General features: G+C 50.9%; 16 protein-coding genes and 1 other annotated feature. Of the genes, 5 read left to right on the top strand and 11 right to left on the bottom strand.

All coding sequences use genetic code 11. The features are described from left to right. Positions 1-85: 85 nt before the first annotated feature. Positions 86-508: a CBS domain-containing protein gene (locus C812_RS05050; protein WP_028539429.1), complete on the bottom strand. Its 423-nt coding sequence runs from the start codon at positions 506-508 to the stop codon at positions 86-88. A gap of 45 nt (positions 509-553) precedes the next feature. Next, entirely contained in the window at positions 554-1,723 is a 1,170-nt protein-coding gene (locus C812_RS05045; protein WP_016311600.1) for a M20 family metallopeptidase, read from the bottom strand. A 230-nt stretch (positions 1,724-1,953) separates the two neighbouring features. On the opposite strand from C812_RS05045, the gene C812_RS05040 reads away from it, so the two are divergent. Then, positions 1,954-2,295 carry a YugN family protein gene (locus tag C812_RS05040; protein ID WP_009225230.1) on the top strand — a complete coding sequence of 114 codons (342 nt, stop codon included), beginning with the start codon at positions 1,954-1,956 and terminating at the stop codon, positions 2,293-2,295. Between the two features lie 11 nt (positions 2,296-2,306). Further along, a complete protein-coding gene (ftsW, locus tag C812_RS05035) occupies positions 2,307-3,560 on the top strand; it encodes a putative lipid II flippase FtsW (protein WP_016311599.1) in 1,254 nt (417 codons plus the stop codon). 150 nt (positions 3,561-3,710) lie between these two features. On the opposite strand, the gene tnpA is transcribed toward ftsW, so the two are convergent. Together tnpA and C812_RS05025 are read right to left on the bottom strand one after the other, a co-directional pair. Then, positions 3,711-4,184 carry an IS200/IS605 family transposase gene (gene tnpA, locus C812_RS05030; protein WP_016311435.1) on the bottom strand — a complete coding sequence of 158 codons (474 nt, stop codon included), beginning with the start codon at positions 4,182-4,184 and terminating at the stop codon, positions 3,711-3,713. 268 nt (positions 4,185-4,452) lie between these two features. Continuing rightward, positions 4,453-4,815 (bottom strand): Asp23/Gls24 family envelope stress response protein, encoded by a 363-nt coding sequence (locus tag C812_RS05025; RefSeq protein ID WP_016311598.1) that lies wholly within the window; start codon positions 4,813-4,815, stop codon positions 4,453-4,455. Positions 4,816-4,953: 138 nt separating this feature from the next. Here C812_RS05025 and cax point away from each other — a divergent pair, with 138 nt between their 5' ends. Beyond that, on the top strand, positions 4,954-6,024 hold the full coding sequence (cax, locus tag C812_RS05020; RefSeq protein WP_016311597.1) for a calcium/proton exchanger: 1,071 nt from the start codon (positions 4,954-4,956) through the stop codon (positions 6,022-6,024). 82 nt (positions 6,025-6,106) lie between these two features. On the opposite strand, the gene C812_RS05015 is transcribed toward cax, so the two are convergent. The 5 genes from C812_RS05015 to C812_RS04995 all read right to left on the bottom strand — a co-directional run bounded on the left by C812_RS05015 (position 6,107) and on the right by C812_RS04995 (position 11,230). Next, positions 6,107-6,397, bottom strand: coding sequence for an Fpa/YlaN family protein (locus tag C812_RS05015; protein ID WP_016311596.1), 291 nt, complete (start codon positions 6,395-6,397; stop codon positions 6,107-6,109). Between the two features lie 182 nt (positions 6,398-6,579). Then, positions 6,580-6,825 carry an HPr family phosphocarrier protein gene (locus tag C812_RS05010; protein WP_009225225.1) on the bottom strand — a complete coding sequence of 82 codons (246 nt, stop codon included), beginning with the start codon at positions 6,823-6,825 and terminating at the stop codon, positions 6,580-6,582. An 82-nt stretch (positions 6,826-6,907) separates the two neighbouring features. Next, on the bottom strand, positions 6,908-8,023 hold the full coding sequence (locus tag C812_RS05005; protein WP_016311595.1) for an aminopeptidase: 1,116 nt from the start codon (positions 8,021-8,023) through the stop codon (positions 6,908-6,910). A 159-nt stretch (positions 8,024-8,182) separates the two neighbouring features. Next, entirely contained in the window at positions 8,183-9,055 is an 873-nt protein-coding gene (locus tag C812_RS05000; protein ID WP_016311594.1) for a hypothetical protein, read from the bottom strand. Positions 9,056-9,235: 180 nt separating this feature from the next. After that, on the bottom strand, positions 9,236-11,230 hold the full coding sequence (locus C812_RS04995; RefSeq protein WP_016311593.1) for a diguanylate cyclase: 1,995 nt from the start codon (positions 11,228-11,230) through the stop codon (positions 9,236-9,238). Positions 11,231-11,697: 467 nt separating this feature from the next. Here C812_RS04995 and rpsD point away from each other — a divergent pair, with 467 nt between their 5' ends. Further along, entirely contained in the window at positions 11,698-12,297 is a 600-nt protein-coding gene (gene rpsD / locus C812_RS04990) for a 30S ribosomal protein S4 (protein ID WP_016311592.1), read from the top strand. A 52-nt stretch (positions 12,298-12,349) separates the two neighbouring features. On the opposite strand, the gene C812_RS04985 is transcribed toward rpsD, so the two are convergent. After that, entirely contained in the window at positions 12,350-12,775 is a 426-nt protein-coding gene (locus tag C812_RS04985) for an HIT family protein (protein WP_016311591.1), read from the bottom strand. A 141-nt stretch (positions 12,776-12,916) separates the two neighbouring features. Beyond that, positions 12,917-14,170 carry a tyrosine--tRNA ligase gene (gene tyrS / locus C812_RS04980; RefSeq protein WP_016311590.1) on the bottom strand — a complete coding sequence of 418 codons (1,254 nt, stop codon included), beginning with the start codon at positions 14,168-14,170 and terminating at the stop codon, positions 12,917-12,919. Positions 14,171-14,239: 69 nt separating this feature from the next. Beyond that, positions 14,240-14,508: a binding site (T-box leader), on the bottom strand. 171 nt (positions 14,509-14,679) lie between these two features. On the opposite strand from tyrS, the gene C812_RS04975 reads away from it, so the two are divergent. Further along, positions 14,680-17,799, top strand: coding sequence for a transglycosylase domain-containing protein (locus C812_RS04975; protein ID WP_016311589.1), 3,120 nt, complete (start codon positions 14,680-14,682; stop codon positions 17,797-17,799). Positions 17,800-18,231: the final 432 nt, after the last annotated feature.

Raw genomic sequence — 18,231 nt, 5'->3', positions numbered from 1 at the left:
CCTTTAGATCAGCCTCTTGCAACCAGCAAAAAGAGAAGTCCGCCGCCAAGGCTGCGAACCTCTCCCGCTTCCTACCTCTTCGTCATTAATGGACCTGCTCCGAGATTTCAGACAGAGCTTCCCCGGCGTTGTCGGCAAAAATATTACGCACCGCCAAATCGCCAAGCGATACGATCCCGATCAAACGATCCCCTTCGCATACCGGGAGCCGGCGGATTTGCTGCTCGGCCATCAGTTCTGCGGCCTCGTCTACCGACATCTCTTGGGTAGCGGTCTTGATCCCTTTGGTCATCACTTCGGTAACCGCCGTCGAGCCGGGACGCTTCTCGGCGATTCCGCGGATCACCAAATCCCGGTCTGTGATGACGCCAATCAGCTTATCTCCGCCTTCCACTACCGGAATGAAGCCCGTGTCGTTCTCTTTCATTTTCACCGCTACTTCATATACATTATCCTGCGGCGACACAGTAACGACGTTCTTCGTCATAATCTCGCTGACTTTTCTCAACATAAATCCCTCCTTTGGACATAGGGTTCCAAAGTGGGAATCCGATTATGCGCGGTCGTTCTGATAGGATTCCGCCATCGCCGCCAGCAGCCCCGCCGCCAGCAGCATCGCATCTTCGTCAATATCGAATTTGGGATGATGATGCGGATACATCGCGCCTTTGCCGGGATTGCCCGCCCCAACAAACATGAAGCAGCCTGGGACTTGCTGCAAATAATAGGCAAAATCCTCCGCCGGCATGATCTTCGGCGACAACTCAGCCCGCAGTCCGAACACCTCCGGAGCTACTTTCCGAAAACGCTCGTATTCCCCTTCATCGTTCACTAAACTTGGGTACCCCATCATATAGTTGATCTGCGCCTTTGCGCCGTAAGCTTCCGCCGTGTTCTGGGCTAACGCATGAATCCGTTCGCGGATGAGCTCCCGCGTCTCCTCACGGAAGCAGCGGACCGTACCGGACAATCTGCAGCGGTCGGCGATGATATTCTGCGCCGTCCCGCCTTGGATCGAGCCGATCGTCACCACGGCTGGGTCCAGCGGATCCACCGAGCGGCTCACCACGCTTTGCAGCTGCAGCACAAGGGCCGAAGCGGCCACCACGCTGTCTACCGTTTTATGCGGCATGCCGCCATGCCCGCCGCGCCCCTGCACATCGATGAAGAACTCGTCGGTCGAAGCCATCAGCGGCCCCGGCGCACTCGCTACCGTGCCGACTGGAATCGGTGTCCACAGGTGTACCCCGTAAATGACGTCTACCCCGTCCAGCGCACCTTCCTCGATCATCGACTTGGCCCCTCCCGGGCATACCTCTTCGGCCGGCTGGAAGATTAGGCGGATCTCCCCGCGCAGCTTCGCTTTTGTGCGGCTGTAATATTCCGCGAGTGCCAGTAGCGTAGCCGTGTGGCCGTCATGACCGCAGGCGTGCATCACGCCGGGGTGCTGAGAAGCGTACTCGCATGTTTTTTCGTCCTGGATCGGCAGTGCGTCCATATCCGCCCGAAGCGCCACCGTTTTGCCAGGAAGCTCTCCCCGGATGCGGGCTACAAGGCCAAACCCGCCGACATTAGTGGTCGTTTCGATCCCCAGCTCCCGTAACTTATCGGCAATCAGCGCCGAGGTCTCCTTTTCCATGAAGGAAAGCTCTGGATAGCGGTGAAAATAACGCCGCCGCTCCACCATGGATGGAAACAAATCGCTTAACAGCTTCTCCTCCATCGTCCCACTCCTCTTTCCACGATCTCGTTTAGCTTATTGTAGCAGAAAATGGGTGACTCGTTCAGATTTACATTAAGGAAAGGCGCCGATTTGCGAGGTTTTCCCATGCTTGCACAACCGATGGAAACATAATATCATGGGGATAAGTGTGATAACTTTGATGAAAAAAGTTCACATTTAAATCGAACCGTGAACTTTGGATCAATATTTTGAAGGGGGCACTCTTTACAATGATCGTAGAAAATACCGGATTGGACGGACTGCAAAGCGATTTGGCATACTTAGACGAAGCTGCGGAGAAGGTAGGCTTCATCCGTTGGCAATGGGAATATTACCGCGCTACATACGATTATAAAATCGAATATAATAACAGCGACTATTACCTCCGCATCAATACGCGGGTAGTCGAAGGCAAACTGGAACGTCCAGACACGGTACTGGCCATCGAAGCGGTCTATATGGGGCGGGCCACTTTTCCGCACGGCTTGGAGTATGAATCGGAGATTCCTGCGATGGTCATGAAGACCGCCAATCATAAGTTGACGGAATTAAAGGAACTTCTTGAGGCCTAATCGGTAACGCGATGAAAGAAGGCACAGAGAAACCAAGACGCGGAGCCCCCGATTTCCAATTGCTCATCTTAACCTTGCTGATGGCCGGTTTCGGAATCGTCATGGTGTTCAGCTCCAGCTCCAGCATCACGCTGGTTGATGCCAAATTTGGTTATGACCCGATGTATTTTACGAAACGGCAGATTATATTCGCCATAATCGGGTTAGTCGGCATGTTCGTGACGATGAATATCCCCTACGAGAAATATAAGAAGCTGTTTATCCCTGTGTTCATCCTGGCCATCATTATGCTGCTGCTCGTCCCGTTTATCGGCGGACGCATCAATGGCGCGACGAGTTGGTTCACGATCGGCACGCTCGGGATTCAACCAACGGAGCTGGCTAAAATCACGACGATTTTGTACCTGTCGGCCCTCATTTCCAAGAAAGGCGAGCGGTTCCGGGATCTAAGAACCGGGTATATCCCGGTCATGGTCATCGTTGGCTTTGTCGCCGGCTTGATCATGCTCCAGCCTGACCTTGGCTCTTGTCTCATTCTTGTGGCTACCGCCGGGCTGATTATTTTCGCCGGCGGCGCGAATTTGAAGCACATTCTCGGTTCCATCGGGTTGCTCATCTTAGGTGCCAGCATTGTGCTGGGTGTCGAAGCATTGTGGGACAAGATCAATCCACCCGATCCCACCGTTGCTGCAAGCAGCGATTACCGGATGGGCCGGATCGAAGCCTTCCTCGACCCATGGCATGATACGCAAGGAACCGGCTACAACCTGATTCAATCGCTCACTGCGATTGGCCATGGAGGACTAACCGGTACGGGATTTGGACAAGGCATTCAGAAGCTGCATTATTTGCCGAATGCGTATAACGATTTTATTTTCTCCGTCATTGGCGAAGAATTTGGATTTATCGGTACGTTGATCTTCTTACTGTTTTATATTTATTTCATATGGCGCGGACTGCTCGTGTCGCTGCGCTGCCAAAGCACCTTTGGCACGTTAGTTGGGGTTGGGATCATGGGCTTGATCGCCATCCAGGCGTTCGTGAACATCGGCGGCGTCACCAATACGATTCCGGTGACTGGTGTTACCTTGCCCTTCATCAGCTACGGCGGCTCTTCGTTGCTTGTGATGATGGTCTCGATGGGCATCGTGCTTAGCATTTCGCGTGAATCGTCTCTGCCGATGAAGCAGGAGCGCACGAAATCGGTGATTATCCGCGAACCAACGCCGTTCGAACTGCGCAGAGAAGCCCGGCGCGGCTTATAATTTAAAGCTAATCATAACCACCCGTCCAACGGGTGGTTTGCTCTTGGGGTATAACCCCTTGTTGCCAAACTGCGCCTAAAGACGCTAGCCTGACAATAAAATTGTTCAGGCTCAGTGTTTTTGTCACTTTCACTTACCAGTTAAACTGGTTTACTTTTTCTTGCTACCGTTTCTGCTAAATGGATCTTCATACTCTTTGACGCTCAGTTTATCGATTGCCTGGTCATGTGCTTCCTGCTCGCGGATATACTTTGCGACAGTGGCCTCATTCAAGCCCACTGTGCTTACGTAGTATCCCTCCGCCCAAAATTTCCGATTTCCATATTTATACTTTAGGGTGGCATGCTTTTCGAATATCATTAGTGAGCTCTTTCCCTTCAGATACCCCATAAATGAGGATACTGAGATTTTGGGTGGTATCGCTACCAGCATGTGTACATGATCCGGCATCATGTGGCCTTCTATGATCTCCACTCCCTTGTATTTGCACAGACGCTTAAATATTTCGATCAAATCTCTCCTCACTTGATTATAGATCTCTTTCCGTCTATACTTCGGGGTGAACACGATATGGTATTTGCACATCCACTTCGTGTGAGCTAAACTATAGCTCTTGTTTGCCATCTAAGACCATTCCTTTCTTTTATTGAGCCTGAACATCTCAATTTTATGGGAATGGTCTAGTTGGTCAAACCTTCGTTCCTCCACCCGCATAGCGGGTGGTTTTTTGTTTCGCACGCTTCGCGAGCTCAACTGGCTAAAGCCATAATAAAAGAAGACTACGGAGGGATTCTCCGTAGTCTTCTTTATGCTTAAGCATATGCCAGCAATCCGGTCATTCGAGGCCGAAAGCGAAACTCAGGTATGCTGCAGAAGGTCAAGGAAGGGGCGATCAGATTTCATCGTCCTTAAACGCCACGCCCTCGACTTTTACATTCACTTCTACAATTTTAAGTCCTGTCATGCTCTCTACCGCTTCTCGAACATTTTGCTGAAGCATCCGGCAAACTTCGTGGATGGGGGTCTCATATAACACGATAATTCGCAGGTCGATTGCTGCCTCCAATTGACCGACTTCGACCGTGACGCCCTTTTGCACATTTTTGCCGCTTAACCGTTTAGCCCAACCTTCGGACAACCCACCGGACATCGCGGCGATCCCCGGTGTCTCCAGCGCAGCCATTCCGGCGATTTTGGCGACAACATCATCTGAAATCCGAATAAGCCCGTTATCCAACTGCAGTTGTTCGGTCATGGTCATTCCTCCTTCAACCTCATTAATTTCATTGTAAATCGGAAGTCGTATGAAAGCAAATGTAGACCTTTCGTCTAATTTTGAGTAAAATTGTTACGTTCAGTTTTTTGCCAAAAAATGACTAACTCGAGGTGTACCATGAAAAAGTTGATCTCACCTGCTTTGTTGCTGATTTTCTTTGCACTCAGCGCCATTGGTCATTACGCGCATTGGTCAGCAACGCTTGAATTTATCATCTCCGCGATCGCCGTCATCCTTGTGGCGGGCTTTCTCGGCCGGGCAACGGAGAGCGTCGCGCATTACGCAGGTCAACGGCTGGGCGGCTTCCTGAACGCTACCTTCGGGAATGCGGCCGAATTAATTATCGCCATCATGCTGGTCCGCGAAGGGCTGTTCGACATGGTGAAAGCCAGCATCACCGGTTCGATCATCGGGAACCTGCTGCTCGTGCTTGGGCTTAGCTTGTTTGCCGGAGGCATAAAGCACAAGGTGCAAAAATATAACGTCACGTTAGCCGGCATGAACGGCTCTCTGATGATTGTAGCGATCATCGCCTTGTTCGTCCCAGCGATCTTCCTGCAAACCCATGTGCTGCATGAGGAGGATCGTTCCACGCTCAGTTTGGTTGTCGCTGGCGTACTTATTGTCGCCTATATCCTCTGGCTGATCTTCTCCATGATTACGCACAAGAATCATCTGGCAGATATTAGCGAGAAGGACGCAGAAGAGCTTCCGCATGAACATGCCCCCACCTGGTCCAAAGGGAAGTCGATTATATACCTGGTGATTGCTACTGTGATGGTTGCGTTCGTCAGCGAATGGTTGGTACATACGCTGGACACCCTGACCGCCGATTTCGGTCTGAGCGAGTTGTTCGTCGGGGCCTTCGTCGTTGCGATTGTCGGGAATGCCGCCGAGCACAGCGCGGCCATCATGCTGGCGATGAAGAACAAAATCGGGGCAGCTGTAGAAATCGCCGTAGGTTCCAGCTTGCAGATCGCTTTGTTCGTGGCTCCTGTGCTTATCTTCGTCAGCCATCTGTTTGGCAACCCGATGGATATCGTATTTACCGTCATCGAGCTAGCCGCGATTGGCGTCTCGGTGTTTATCGCCAAGTCCATCACGCAGGACGGCCAAACCAACTGGTTTGAAGGGGTGCTGCTGCTGGCAGTGTATATCATTCTCGGCGTCTCGTTTTATCTTGTATAACCTCCAACAACAAAAACAAGCGTATGTCTTCGGCAACTTCCGAAGCATACGCTTGTATTATTTCGCAGCAACAGCAAACGCCTTACTGTTGTCTATTGTTCATGGCTTCATACAGCGAGGCCAAGTTACGTTCCAATCTGCTGAGGATTTGTCTCCCTACCGTTTCTTGAATAAGTCCGACGCGAATCGCGTAATCTACTTGTCTGGAGAATCCATACATCTGGGTATCCAGCACTTCCTCATAGAGAGGGCAATAACGTGTGGCCAAGTTCTCCATCTGTACTTCGATCAGCTTCTCAATTTTATCTGCATCTTCTTTCAGAAGATTAAGTGCCTTCAGGTTTAGTTGCTCCTGCAACTCAGATGAAGTCATGCTTCTTCCCCCCTATGTCCAAAATCGCCTACCATTCATCTCTATTCTTAATATTAGACGAAATCGAGGGTCAATACAAGAACCTGCTTAAATTAACCTATCTATGAAAAACCGCTGAACACCGCTGTTCGCAGGCATTAAAAAACACCCCCAACCTAAGTTGGGAGTGTTTCTCATTGACATTAATCAGCAACAACTTTGACGTCCAACCCGTGTTTGGCAAACACTTCGGTTACGGCTTTCTTCGCTTCTTCCGCATCCGGTCCGTGAACGTGGAGCTCATAGCTCTTCGTATTTACGAGTGTGGTGAAGAGGCCGAGGATACTTTTTACATCAATGTACTTATTGTCCGCTTGGAGCACAATGGAAGACGTGAACTTGCCTGCTGTTTGGGCAATTTCGACTACCGCTTCATTGTTCGTGGCCATAGGATCCCTCCGTCTTTAACATTGGAAATAACATACTTCAATCATACATTGAATCCGCTTTCCTAGCAAGGAGGATTTCGGATTACTTCAGGTTTTCCGGGTTTAACCCCTCCAGCTCAGGCAGCACAAAAATGCCGTCCTTGCGGATCAACACATCGTCAAAATAAATTTCTCCGCCGCCGTAGTCCGGACGCTGGATCAACACAAGATCCCAGTGAATCGAGGAACGGTTGCCGTTGTCGGCCTCCTCGTAAGCTTGACCTGGGGTAAAGTGAAGGCTGCCCGCAATTTTCTCGTCGAACAAGATATCCTTCATCGGATGCAAAATATAAGGGTTAAATCCGATCGCAAACTCCCCGATATATCTTGCCCCTTCGTCCGAATCCAGAATCTCGTTCATCCGTTTCGTGTCGTTGCTTGTAGCTTCAACGATCTTACCGTTCTCAAACCGGAATTTAATATTCTCAAACGTAATTCCGTTATACAGCGTTGCTGTATTGTAGCTGATCGTGCCGTTTACGGAATCGCGAACCGGAGCTGTATACACTTCCCCGTCCGGAATATTTTTCTGACCGGAGCATTTAACCGACGGAATATCTTTAATCGAGAAGGTCAGATCGGTGCCTGGGGCAACAATCCGGACTTTGTCCGTTCGGTTCATCAGATCGGCCAAGGCGTCTTGCGCCCGATCCATTTTGGCATAATCCAGGTTACATACGTCAAAATAGAAATCCTCGAACGCTTCCGTGCTCGTATTGGCCAATTGAGCCATGCTGGCATTCGGATAACGGAGAACCACCCATTTCGTACGTTTTACCCGTTGTTCGCTATGTACTGGGTGGGAATAAAGCGAATTGTACAGCTTCATTTTATCTTCGGGTACGTCGGACAGATCGTTGACGTTAGAACCCGCACGAATGCCGATGTAACAGTCCATCATTTCCATCCGTTTCAAATCGTATTCTGCCCACGTTTTGATGCCGTCTTCCGTAGCGTATTTTAACTGTGCACGTTGCACAGCGCGGTCCGTAATCTCGACGAAAGCGTTCCCGCCCTTCTTACCAACCTCTTCCACGACCGCTTTCAGCAAATCGCGTTCATCGCCAATCATTTCAACCAGGACGTTCTCTCCCGGTTGTACATTAACGGAATAACCAACTAGGTTTTCCGCCAGCTTCTGAATTCTAGGATCTCGCATCTGGCTTCACACTCTCCTCAATATTCGTTGTGGGATTTGGCATTTACAACCCGTGCCGGCCGTCCAAACACCCCGTTGGTTTAACCATTGGTTAATTCTTCTGCTTTATTGTAGCACGATAGGGTCGGAAAGTCAGCCTGACCTAGGAAGTCATTCCCCCTACTGATAACCCCCAAACCGGTTATCGGTTCGCAGCACCTCCCGCTGCGGCACACCTTTTGGGGACAAGTAATTTAGTGTGGTCTCTGAGGTCAGCCTGGAAGGTAATCCCGATTTGCGATCAATCGTCAAATGGTAGACGACGGTCGCTTTCATCTGCTCAAGCATGACAGATAACTGCTTGCTGCCCGTCGTCCAGATCTGCGATAACTCATCCCGCAGCTGCTCTTGCTGTGAAGCCGACACCTGTTCTAACTTCGCCAATCCTGCTTCACGCATAAGCTCCATTTCCGACAGCAAGCGATCCTTTAGCCGAATGGTGGCCTCGGCCGGATCCATCTCGATTCGAAGTACCTTGGTCCCTCGTGCTGCGCCGCTTTCGGAAGTGATCTTTTTCTTAGCGGCCATTCGGATTTCCTCTAGTTGTTCCAGCGGGTTTAGACGAACCACCCCTTGCAGCAGCGCATTGTGGTCATCGGATTGCACCTGCCAGTTCCCGTGCTCTAACCGGAGCTTGGCTTCCCAGCCGTTCGGCTGTGCGAGCCCCGCCGTTTGCAGATGACCTGCTAGGTGACCTCCCCGTTGACTCACAGGTTCGCCTCGGATACTTAATTCTTTATGCTCTTGAAGACGTCCCGTATAACTGAAGCTCTCCTCCAGCCCTTGCCCATTTCCACGCTGCAGGGCGGCTAAGCCGCGAAAGGTCAACGTATCACAGCCCGCCAGTCCGGACCAGGTGAAGTCAAACCACTGCTCCGGCGTTCTCGCTTCGTTGATCCCGCATGACGCCAGGATTACCGTAACTAGCAGGCCGCCGATGACCTTCCCTAACCGATATTTATACGTAGGCCATCTCCGTGATATCCCCTTCATACGCAAGCCCCCGCCTGAAAAAATAAACCGGTTCTCCACCGGAGCATTCCTTATGCTAGTTCTAGCAGTATCCTGCCACGGGGACGGTCGCTCTATTCGCAGGTTCGTCCGATGATCCAAAAAAGAACGCTCCCGCCGTCCATAAATCCGGCGTAGAGCGTTCTCTACCAATTACACCATTTACAAGGAAGGGGCGTCTTCTCTGGAGCCGATTTGCGTCTGGTTCCGCCCATTGTTCTTCGCTTTATACAGTGCCATATCCGCCACATAGAACAGTGACTCCACACTAAGCTTCTCATCGTCTTTTCCCCACTCAGCGATCCCGCATGAGACGGTCACCGGCGGATCGGTATCCATCGCGACACGCAACCGGATCGTTTCTGCGATTTCGTAGCTGTTCTCTGCGCTCGCACCGGGCAGGTACACGGCCAACTCTTCGCCCCCCCAACGGGCGGCGATATCGGTCTTGCGGATCGAGTTCTTGACGATGGAGCACACCTGCTTCAGGATTTTGTCCCCAGTTTGGTGCCCAAACGTGTCATTGACCTGCTTAAACTGATCGATATCTACGATGATTAAGGAACCGTTCGCGTCTCTTTTCTGAAATTCCTTAATCGCATCATCAACATAATGGCGGGCATAAAGCCCCGTCAGCATATCCCGATTCGCCATCCGGCGTACCTCCGCATGCAACGACGCGTTGGCAATGGCCAGCCCGATATGGGAGGATAGGACCTGCAGCAGCTTATAATTATCATAGGAGAAGAAGCGTGGCTTGCGGTGAGCCAGCATAATGACCCCGATCACTTCACCCCGGACGAATAAAGGTGCAGTGATCAGCGAGCGGGAGTTCGTCTCCTCCATAAATCTTGAGGTTACCTTCCCGTAGGCTTGGAAGTCCGACAAGATGATCGGTTCCTGCGTGGAATAGACCAGCCCGCTGAATCCATAGGTCATCGAAAAATGCTCTTTCGACAGCCCCGGCACGTTGCAAGACATAATCTCAAACGTTTCTGTATGTTTGTTGACTTGAGAAATGCAGCAATATTCCGCTTGGAAGATCGATAGAAGCTCTTCGGTTGCAAATTGGAATACTTCCTTGAGCCGCAAACTTTGATTCAGTCGTTTCGTTAGTTCGTTAATCAACCTCAGCTCGTTAATTAGCAAGTTTGACTGTTCATACAGCTTCGCATTCTCAAATGCAGTGCCGGCCGTATCGGCCAACATGCTGATCAGCTGTAAATCCACATCATCGATCTCTTCCCGTTCGATTTGCAAATGGAAAACCCCGTACACCCCTTGTTTTCCGCTGAGAGGTACGGCGATTTCCAAACTGCTCTCGCCATCTCCCGTTGAGTCTATGATGTTCCTAGTTTGCATGCGCCCCTCCATGAATGCCCTCACGAGCAGTTCATCGCCTTGTCCAAGCAATTGAAATGATTTAACTCGCGGATCGAAGCTTACATGGTCCTGGGACATCAGCAACTCCAGACGGGCATTCGGATACATGTTGGACACCCGCTCGAACACCTCGGTCAGCACCGAATCTACGTCGATCTTATCATGAAGCTTCTGCACCATTTGAAACAGCTTGGAACGGCGCTGCTCCTCCCGTTTGGCTTGCTGTTGGATGCGCACCAAATCCGTAATGAACATGCCCTCAAAGCAACGATAAAAACAAGTTTGATACAGCCGAGCTGTCATCTTGGCAAACAAGAGCGCCTCTGATGTACAGCTCTCACGCATGAGACAGCCAATCATCGCAAACAACTCGCCATGAATGCGCGTATGCACCGGTACTGCCGCATAAACGCCGTCGGCTTTCTGGACTGCGATGGCTTTGCGTTCACACAGGCTCTCCTTGATGACCTCTTCCATTCCGCTAGGCCAGGAACGTTCCAGCAGCTGCCGCGGGTTTAGTGAATCGATTAGCAGCTTCTCGCCGCAGCTGCCGGCAAGGAAGACATCGACCTCGCCGAGTTCCGGCATATCGGAAATCTGCTTGCGCCATTCTGCGAAGGCCTGTTTTAATATAGAATCAATATAAGGAAAATCGTGGACGGTAATATCGAGCTGCCGCAACCAATCTGTATGTTCGTTAAGATCATCAAGCCGCGGCAGGCCGGAAACGTTGTTCAGGTTCAGCATCGGCTGACCCAAGGATTGATCGGCCATAAAAATGCTCCTTTATATGTTACGTTGGAATTGTACCTCTCGACTGCAATAAATATTAAACGGACAAGCTCTTGCCCTCTGGAGTTCAAGCTTGTCCATCTCCGCCGTATCCGATCTGATATCTCTATTTTACTACCTTATTTAGGGTTTTGCATTATAAATCCTGCGGTTCAAGGCATTTTTTTGGGACTAAAGCCCTATCGACAAAAATCAGCCCATCTCAACAAAATCACTTATTGACTTTATAACCCCAATTCATATAATATATATTGTTGATGAAGACTGGATAGAGTCTTACTTAGGGCGTAACGCATGCGAGCACCCTCTCGGTTTTTGTTGCTGACGGGACAGCGGCTGAACTTTCCTGTCAGGGAGCGTATCATGATCTATCCTTCGCTCAACCAAACAAAACCCGCGCAAGTAGAACCCTAGACGAAATTTAACTAACAAAGGAGTCTACCTATACAATGGCACGTTACACTGGTCCTAAATTTAAACTCAGCCGCCGTCTTGGCATTTCCTTGAGCGGCACTGGCAAAGATTTGAAGCGTCCGTTCCCTCCGGGGCAACACGGTCCTAACCAACGCAGAAAAGTAAGTAACTACGGAGCACAATTGCTCGAGAAGCAAAAACTGCGCCACATGTACGGTTTGGGTGAGAAGCAATTCCGCACCCTGTTCGAGAAAGCGCAGCACATGCCTGGTATCGCGGGCGAAACGTTCATGATCTTGCTTGAAAGCCGTTTGGACAACCTGGTTTACCGTCTGGGCTTCGCGAACTCTCGTGCAGGTGCACGTCAGCTCGTATCCCACGGTCACGTAACGGTTAACGGCAAGAAAGTAGACATCGCTTCTTACCGCGTTAACGTTGGCGACGTTATCGGCCTGCGTGAAAGAAGCCGCGGTCTCTCTTCCGTGAAGGAAGCTCTGGAGAACCGCACACATCTTCCAGCTTACCTGGAATTCAACGACACGACGCTGGAAGGCAAATACATCCGTTTGCCAGAACGTTCCGAGCTGTCGCAAGACATCGACGAGAAGCAAATCGTCGAATTCTACAACCGTTAAGATTCGTATAAGCAAACCGACCCAAGTCGATAACGACTTGGGTCGGTTTTATTTATTTCTGTATGTTTCCAAGTTTGATAATCGAGCAAATCGCTTGCAAGGTTTCCCGATCCGCTCGTTCGGTATGTTCATTAAGAGCGATCACGATTCCATCATCTTCATACCGTGGAATGACGTGAAAATGAACATGTCGGATATCTTGGTCAGCTAGCGGACCATTACTTTGAACTATGTTGTAAGCCATACAAAAATGACTCTCCTCAAGCCACCTACATACCGTAACTAACATATCAAACAAATCGTTTTGAAGATTAACATCGTCGATCAGATGAAGCTGCTCAATATGTTGCTTTGGTAAAATCAACAAATGTCCCTTCGTGGCCGGATACAGATCGAATATGCATAGAGAATACTTGGACTCGTGTAAAACAACGGCATCCCGCGAATTTATAACTTCGCAAAGTATACAATCGGTCATAGCAGATCCTTTCCAAAGAGGAACAGGAAAAGTTCCGTTCCTCTTTTAACTGTGATTATTGATGTTTGTACGCAAATATCGGAGAAGGATCTTTATATAAAGTCAGATCCTCAATTCCATTCCGGCTTTGTGAATATCCGATTATATTATTTGAAGCTTCGCGAATTTACGCTTGCCAACCTGGATGATCTCGCCGCCCGTCAACTCGACTTCGGCATTCGGGTCGCTGATCTTCGCTTCGTTCAGCTTCACCGCGCCCTGCTGGATGCTGCGTCTTGCTTCCCCATTGGAGGCAGCGAATCCGATCAGTGTCAGCAGCTTGATCAAACGGATTTTACCATTGTCCAGTTCAGCAGCAGGAATTTCTTTCTCTTCAATATCTTCCGGCAGCGCCCGTTGCTGGAACACAGTGACGAAATGCTCTTGCGCCGCATCGGCGGCTTCCTGACCATGGTACATCCGGACAAGCGTATGAGCCAGTTTCATCTTGGCATCGCGTGGATGCACGGCCCCCGATTTAAGACCTTCCGTAAGCTCTGCCAGCTCTTCGAGAGACAGGTCAGTCACCAACTCAAAGTACTTCGTCATCAGCTCGTCCGGCACGGACATCGCTTTACCGTAGATTTCGTTTGGCGCTTCATCAATACCGATGTAGTTGCCAAGGCTCTTACTCATCTTCTGCACGCCGTCCAAGCCTTCGATGATTGGAGTCATGATGGCCACTTGCGTGTCTTTGCCATATTCCTTCTGCAGCGTCCGGCCCATGAGCAGGTTAAACTTCTGGTCCGTTCCCCCCAGCTCGATATCGCTCTCCAGCGCCACCGAATCCATGCCTTGCATCAGCGGGTAGAAAAACTCATGGATGCTGATCGGCTGACCGCTTGTATACCGTTTCGTAAAATCGTCGCGTTCCAGCATACGTGCCACGGTTACCTTTGCGGACAGCTTCACGACGTCGGCAAACGTCATCGGTGCAAGCCACTCCGAGTTAAAGTTGACTTGCGTTTTTTCCGGGTCCAGAATTTTAAAAATTTGCTTCCGGTACGTTTCCGCATTCCGTTGCACGTCTTCTTCGGATAATTGCTTGCGAGTTTCCGATTTACCGGTCGGGTCGCCGATCCGTCCCGTAAAATCGCCGATGATCAACTGCACCTGATGGCCCAGCTCCTGAAACTGCCGCAGCTTCTGCATCACCACCGTGTGACCGATATGAATATCCGGTGCGGACGGGTCCAACCCCAGCTTTACTTTGAGCGGCTTGCCGGTTACAACTGACTTGATGACTTTTTGCTTCAATTCATCCTCCGGCACGATCTCCACGACACCGCGGGAAATTACCTGAAGCTGGCGTTCCACCTCGGCCTGCTGGGCCGCGCTTAATTCTTCCCATTTCATTGCTCTTCTTACCTCCATATTCATTAGACCTGCTTAAGAAATCTAAACGCAAAAAAGCTCCTTCTCATCCCAAGGGACGAGAAGGAGCACTCGCGTTACCACCCTAATTAAAACCGCTTGCGGTTCCTGCAGCAAATTGCCAGACGTACCGATGACGGTTTTCACTTCATTCACATAACGGGATATCCCGGTACCGGACTACTAGCGCATCTTGACGCGCGTTCCCCCGGACGGCTCCAGACGGTAATTCAAAAGCGATCCGCTCATCGGTTCGCAGCAACCACCGATTCTCTGAGCAGCGGGAATCCGCCTTCTACTGAGTCTTTCTAAGCCTTTGTCGATTTGCAATTTAAAATATTATATAACATAGATGCATTCCCTAAGTCAAATCTACGAAAGCTAGGTCATAAGCAGGAAGTCGGATTCGTCACACGCCAAAATACGCTGAAAAAACATCCAAATCCCCTTTTTTATGCTATAATGTTGCTGTTTATAAAGGAGGATCATGCATGGATCATGAGAACGACAAAAACTCCGGCAAGCTGCGGCGCAATAAACGGAGCGAAAAAACCGCAAAACCCGCCCGGAAGCGCAAAAAAGGCAGATTAGCCTGGGCGATTGTGGGTTGGCTCGTTCTGTTTGGATTTGCCGGCGCTCTGTTTGCCGGTGGAGCCGTATTCGGATACGTATCCTCCATCGTTAAGGACGATCCGGTGCGGTCGCGTGCCGACATTGAAGCAAAAATCAATCATAATGAAATGACCGGCTTCGCCTATTTCCGTGACGGCCAGCCGATCGGCCAGCTGCGATCGGAAGAGGATCGCCGTCCTGTCACCTATAAAGAAATCCCGCAAATCGTGATCGATGCTGTAATCGCTATCGAGGACAATCACTTTGAAGAACATATTGGGATCGACTTTAAGGGGACGTTGCGGGCGGTGAAGCAACGGGTGCTCAAAGAGGACGTGCAGACCGGCGGCAGTACGCTGACTCAGCAGCTGGCGCGGCGCGTGTTCCTGAACCTGGATAAGACCGAAGACCGGAAGATTAAGGAAATGCTGCTCGCACTTCGGTTGGAGCGTTTTTTATCCAAGGAAGAAATCATTACAGCTTATTTGAATAAGGTTCCCTTCGGCAACGGTTCGAACGGGTATCAGGTTTACGGCATTAAAGCCGCGGCCAAAGGGCTCTTCAACGTCAGCAATCTGTCGGACTTGAATATCGCCCAAGCGGCCTATTTGGCGGGTCTGCCTCAGCTTCCCTCTACCTATTCCGCTTTTAACGGCAAAGGGGAGTTTAACGAGGAGGCGTTCGGGCGGGCGGTCAAACGCCAGCAGCTGGTGCTGCAACGTATGCTTGAGGAGAACAAAATCACGCAAGCGCAATACGATGAAGCGATGGCCTTCGATATCAAAGGATCGCTGGCCAAGCCAACGAAGAAGGCGTATGACACGTTCCCGTATCTGATGCTGGAGACGGAACGTCAAGGTGCCATTGTCCTGGCGATGCTCAACAATCCGGAGATGACCAAAGAAGAGATTGCCGCCAACTCCGCCATCCTCGAGGAAGCTCGGCAGGAGTTGCTGACCGGGGGATACCGAGTGTACACGACCATCGACAAGAAGGTCTACAACGCTATGCACAAGGTATCGGAGAACGCGGACAATTTCTCTCCGTACAGTGAGAAGAAGGGGCTGGAGCAGGTCGCCTCGATGATGATCGATAACAAGACCGGCGCAATCCTTGGCATGATCGAAGGCCGCGACTTCTATACGGAGCAAATGAACTATGCAACGCAAATGAAACGGCAACCCGGCTCTACGATGAAGCCGATCGCCGCTTATTTACCGGCGCTTGAAGAAGGGTTAGTTCAGCCCGCATCGATCATTGATGATTCGCCGATTATTTTGAAGGACTACCAAAAAGGCTTCCACATCCCGGTGAACTCCAGCGGCGGCTATAAAGGGCTGGTGACCGCGCGGACCGCTTTGAATGAATCGCGGAATATCCCAGCGCTTAAAGTTTTCAACAATATCGTGGGCATCGACAAAGCTTGGGACTTTGCCAAGAAGCTGGGCATCACCACATTGGAAGAAGAGGATTACCATGCGCAAACCGGTGTACTTGGCGGCTTGAAGTATGGCGTCACCGTTGAAGAACTGACCAATGCGTACAGTTCTATCGCTAACGGGGGGCAGTTTACCGACGCATATATGATAGAGAAGATTACCGATGCGAAAGGCAACATCGTCTACAAACATGAGGTGAAGCCGGAGCGAGTCTTCTCCGAGCAAACGGCTTACCTGATGACCGATATGCTTCGCACCGTTATCACGGACGGCACCGGCAAATCGATCAAGAGTGACTTCAAGAAATATGGCAAAATCCCGGTTGTCGGCAAAACCGGAACCACACAAAACTATGCCGACGTCTGGTTCATGGGTTACTCGCCGGACGTCACGCTGGGCGTATGGATCGGGTATCGCGAACCGGTGAACACGCTGTCGGAGGCCGGCAAATCCCGGGCGCGCAAAATTTGGGCGCTCGTGATGAACGAGGTTACCGATAGCAGACCGGAATTGTTTACGACCGAAGCGTTCACGAAGCCGGACGGCATCGTGAAGAAGACAGTTTCCGGCTACAGCGGGAAGTTGCCTACCCAGTTGACCCAACAGGCCGGGAAGCTGGTTACGGATATTTTTAATGCGAAATATGTGCCAACCGAACCGGACGACGTATTGATTCGCGCCAAGTACGTGACATACGAAGGCATCAACTACGTGCCGCTCGAAACAACGCCTTCGGATATGCTTCGTGAGAAAGTTGTCGTGAAGCGCGAGACGCCGATCGAAGTGCTCAAGGAACAACTGGAGCAGGCGTTCGCCGGAATGTCCGGCAGTCACAAACCGCTGAGCTTCTACTTGCCGAAGGATGCCGGGGAGGATGCGCCTTACAAGCCAGATCCTCGTGTCGACGATGGTCAGGCACCAGCGCCTCCGGCGAATGTTGCCTTGTCTGCAGGCAGTGGAGCAGCGACGATCACGTTTAATGAAAATACGGAAAAAGACGTCGTCGGTTACCGTTTGTACCGCGCGGATGACGGCGTGACGTTCCAGTATACTGGGAAAGCCGCACTGGTTGGAGATCCGGCGGTAATTACCGACGATCGATCCGTTGGCTTCACCACCGCGTACTACGTCACGGCCGTTGATGTGGCCGGCAAGGAATCGGCGCCAAGCGCGATCGTTAACGTCTTTGGCGGCGGCGTATTCCCGGGCGACGGTTCGACGCCGGATACGCATGGTGAAATGCCAGGCGGCAGCGACGGCGGTATCATTGGCGACAATGGCAACAACGGTCCATTACCTTCATCGCCAGCTAACGTGAGCGTGAAGCAGGACGACCGCGGATTCACGGTGAGCTGGGATGCGAACGGTCCCCTTGACCTGGTGACGAGCTACAACGTCTACGTGTCCGATGCCCAAGGCGGCACCTACACGAAGGTCGGCTCCACCTCGGACCCGCACTTCTCGTTCAAGACCGACTCCAGCTCCGTCTGGATCCAAGTCACCGCCGTCAACGTGCTGGGTGAATCCCCGCCGTCGGCGCCGGTGCAGTATAGTAAATAGCGAAAAAGCAGCAGGTGTGTGCCTGCTGCTTTTTTGTGTGGGATTAGTTTTCAGCCAGAACTCCGTTGTCCGTTGAAATATATATGATTTTTCGAGTATATTTGGTGGCATCCCCCCGTTTGGCGGCAATATACTCGATTTTTCATATAGAATCTCAAGCTTTGGGCTTCAGGAGGGTGATTCTATATGAAATTTCATATAGAATTGGTTAAATTCGCCGGATTCCTGAGAATATACTTGATTTTTCATATAGAATTCCGTTTTGGCGGAAGAGGGTGTGCTCCCGGACCGGACCAGACCGAACCGGACTAGACCAGTTCAAGCCAAACCGAGCCCGGGACAGACAAGACCAGTCCAATTCAGTCCAGACTCAACCCGCTCCCAAACCTAACGGCCGATCCCTCCCCCACCTTAACCAAAAAAATCCCCTCA

Source organism: Paenibacillus barengoltzii G22 (assembly GCF_000403375.2).
GTDB classification, from domain to species: domain Bacteria; phylum Bacillota; class Bacilli; order Paenibacillales; family Paenibacillaceae; genus Fontibacillus; species Fontibacillus barengoltzii.
Note: the sequence above shows the minus strand (reverse complement) of the source record. Positions and strands in the feature narration are given on the sequence as shown.

Coding starts and splice junctions, on each gene's coding strand:
- C812_RS05045 (WP_016311600.1), bottom strand. CDS start 1,723: ATGGAGGAGAAGCTGTTAAGCGATTTGTTTCCATCCATGGTGGAGCGG.
- C812_RS05040 (WP_009225230.1), top strand. CDS start 1,954: ATGATCGTAGAAAATACCGGATTGGACGGACTGCAAAGCGATTTGGCA.
- ftsW (WP_016311599.1), top strand. CDS start 2,307: ATGAAAGAAGGCACAGAGAAACCAAGACGCGGAGCCCCCGATTTCCAA.
- tnpA (WP_016311435.1), bottom strand. CDS start 4,184: ATGGCAAACAAGAGCTATAGTTTAGCTCACACGAAGTGGATGTGCAAA.
- C812_RS05025 (WP_016311598.1), bottom strand. CDS start 4,815: ATGACCGAACAACTGCAGTTGGATAACGGGCTTATTCGGATTTCAGAT.
- cax (WP_016311597.1), top strand. CDS start 4,954: ATGAAAAAGTTGATCTCACCTGCTTTGTTGCTGATTTTCTTTGCACTC.
- C812_RS05015 (WP_016311596.1), bottom strand. CDS start 6,397: ATGACTTCATCTGAGTTGCAGGAGCAACTAAACCTGAAGGCACTTAAT.
- C812_RS05010 (WP_009225225.1), bottom strand. CDS start 6,825: ATGGCCACGAACAATGAAGCGGTAGTCGAAATTGCCCAAACAGCAGGC.
- C812_RS05005 (WP_016311595.1), bottom strand. CDS start 8,023: ATGCGAGATCCTAGAATTCAGAAGCTGGCGGAAAACCTAGTTGGTTAT.
- C812_RS05000 (WP_016311594.1), bottom strand. CDS start 9,055: ATGAAGGGGATATCACGGAGATGGCCTACGTATAAATATCGGTTAGGG.
- C812_RS04995 (WP_016311593.1), bottom strand. CDS start 11,230: ATGGCCGATCAATCCTTGGGTCAGCCGATGCTGAACCTGAACAACGTT.
- rpsD (WP_016311592.1), top strand. CDS start 11,698: ATGGCACGTTACACTGGTCCTAAATTTAAACTCAGCCGCCGTCTTGGC.
- C812_RS04985 (WP_016311591.1), bottom strand. CDS start 12,775: ATGACCGATTGTATACTTTGCGAAGTTATAAATTCGCGGGATGCCGTT.
- tyrS (WP_016311590.1), bottom strand. CDS start 14,170: ATGAAATGGGAAGAATTAAGCGCGGCCCAGCAGGCCGAGGTGGAACGC.
- C812_RS04975 (WP_016311589.1), top strand. CDS start 14,680: ATGGATCATGAGAACGACAAAAACTCCGGCAAGCTGCGGCGCAATAAA.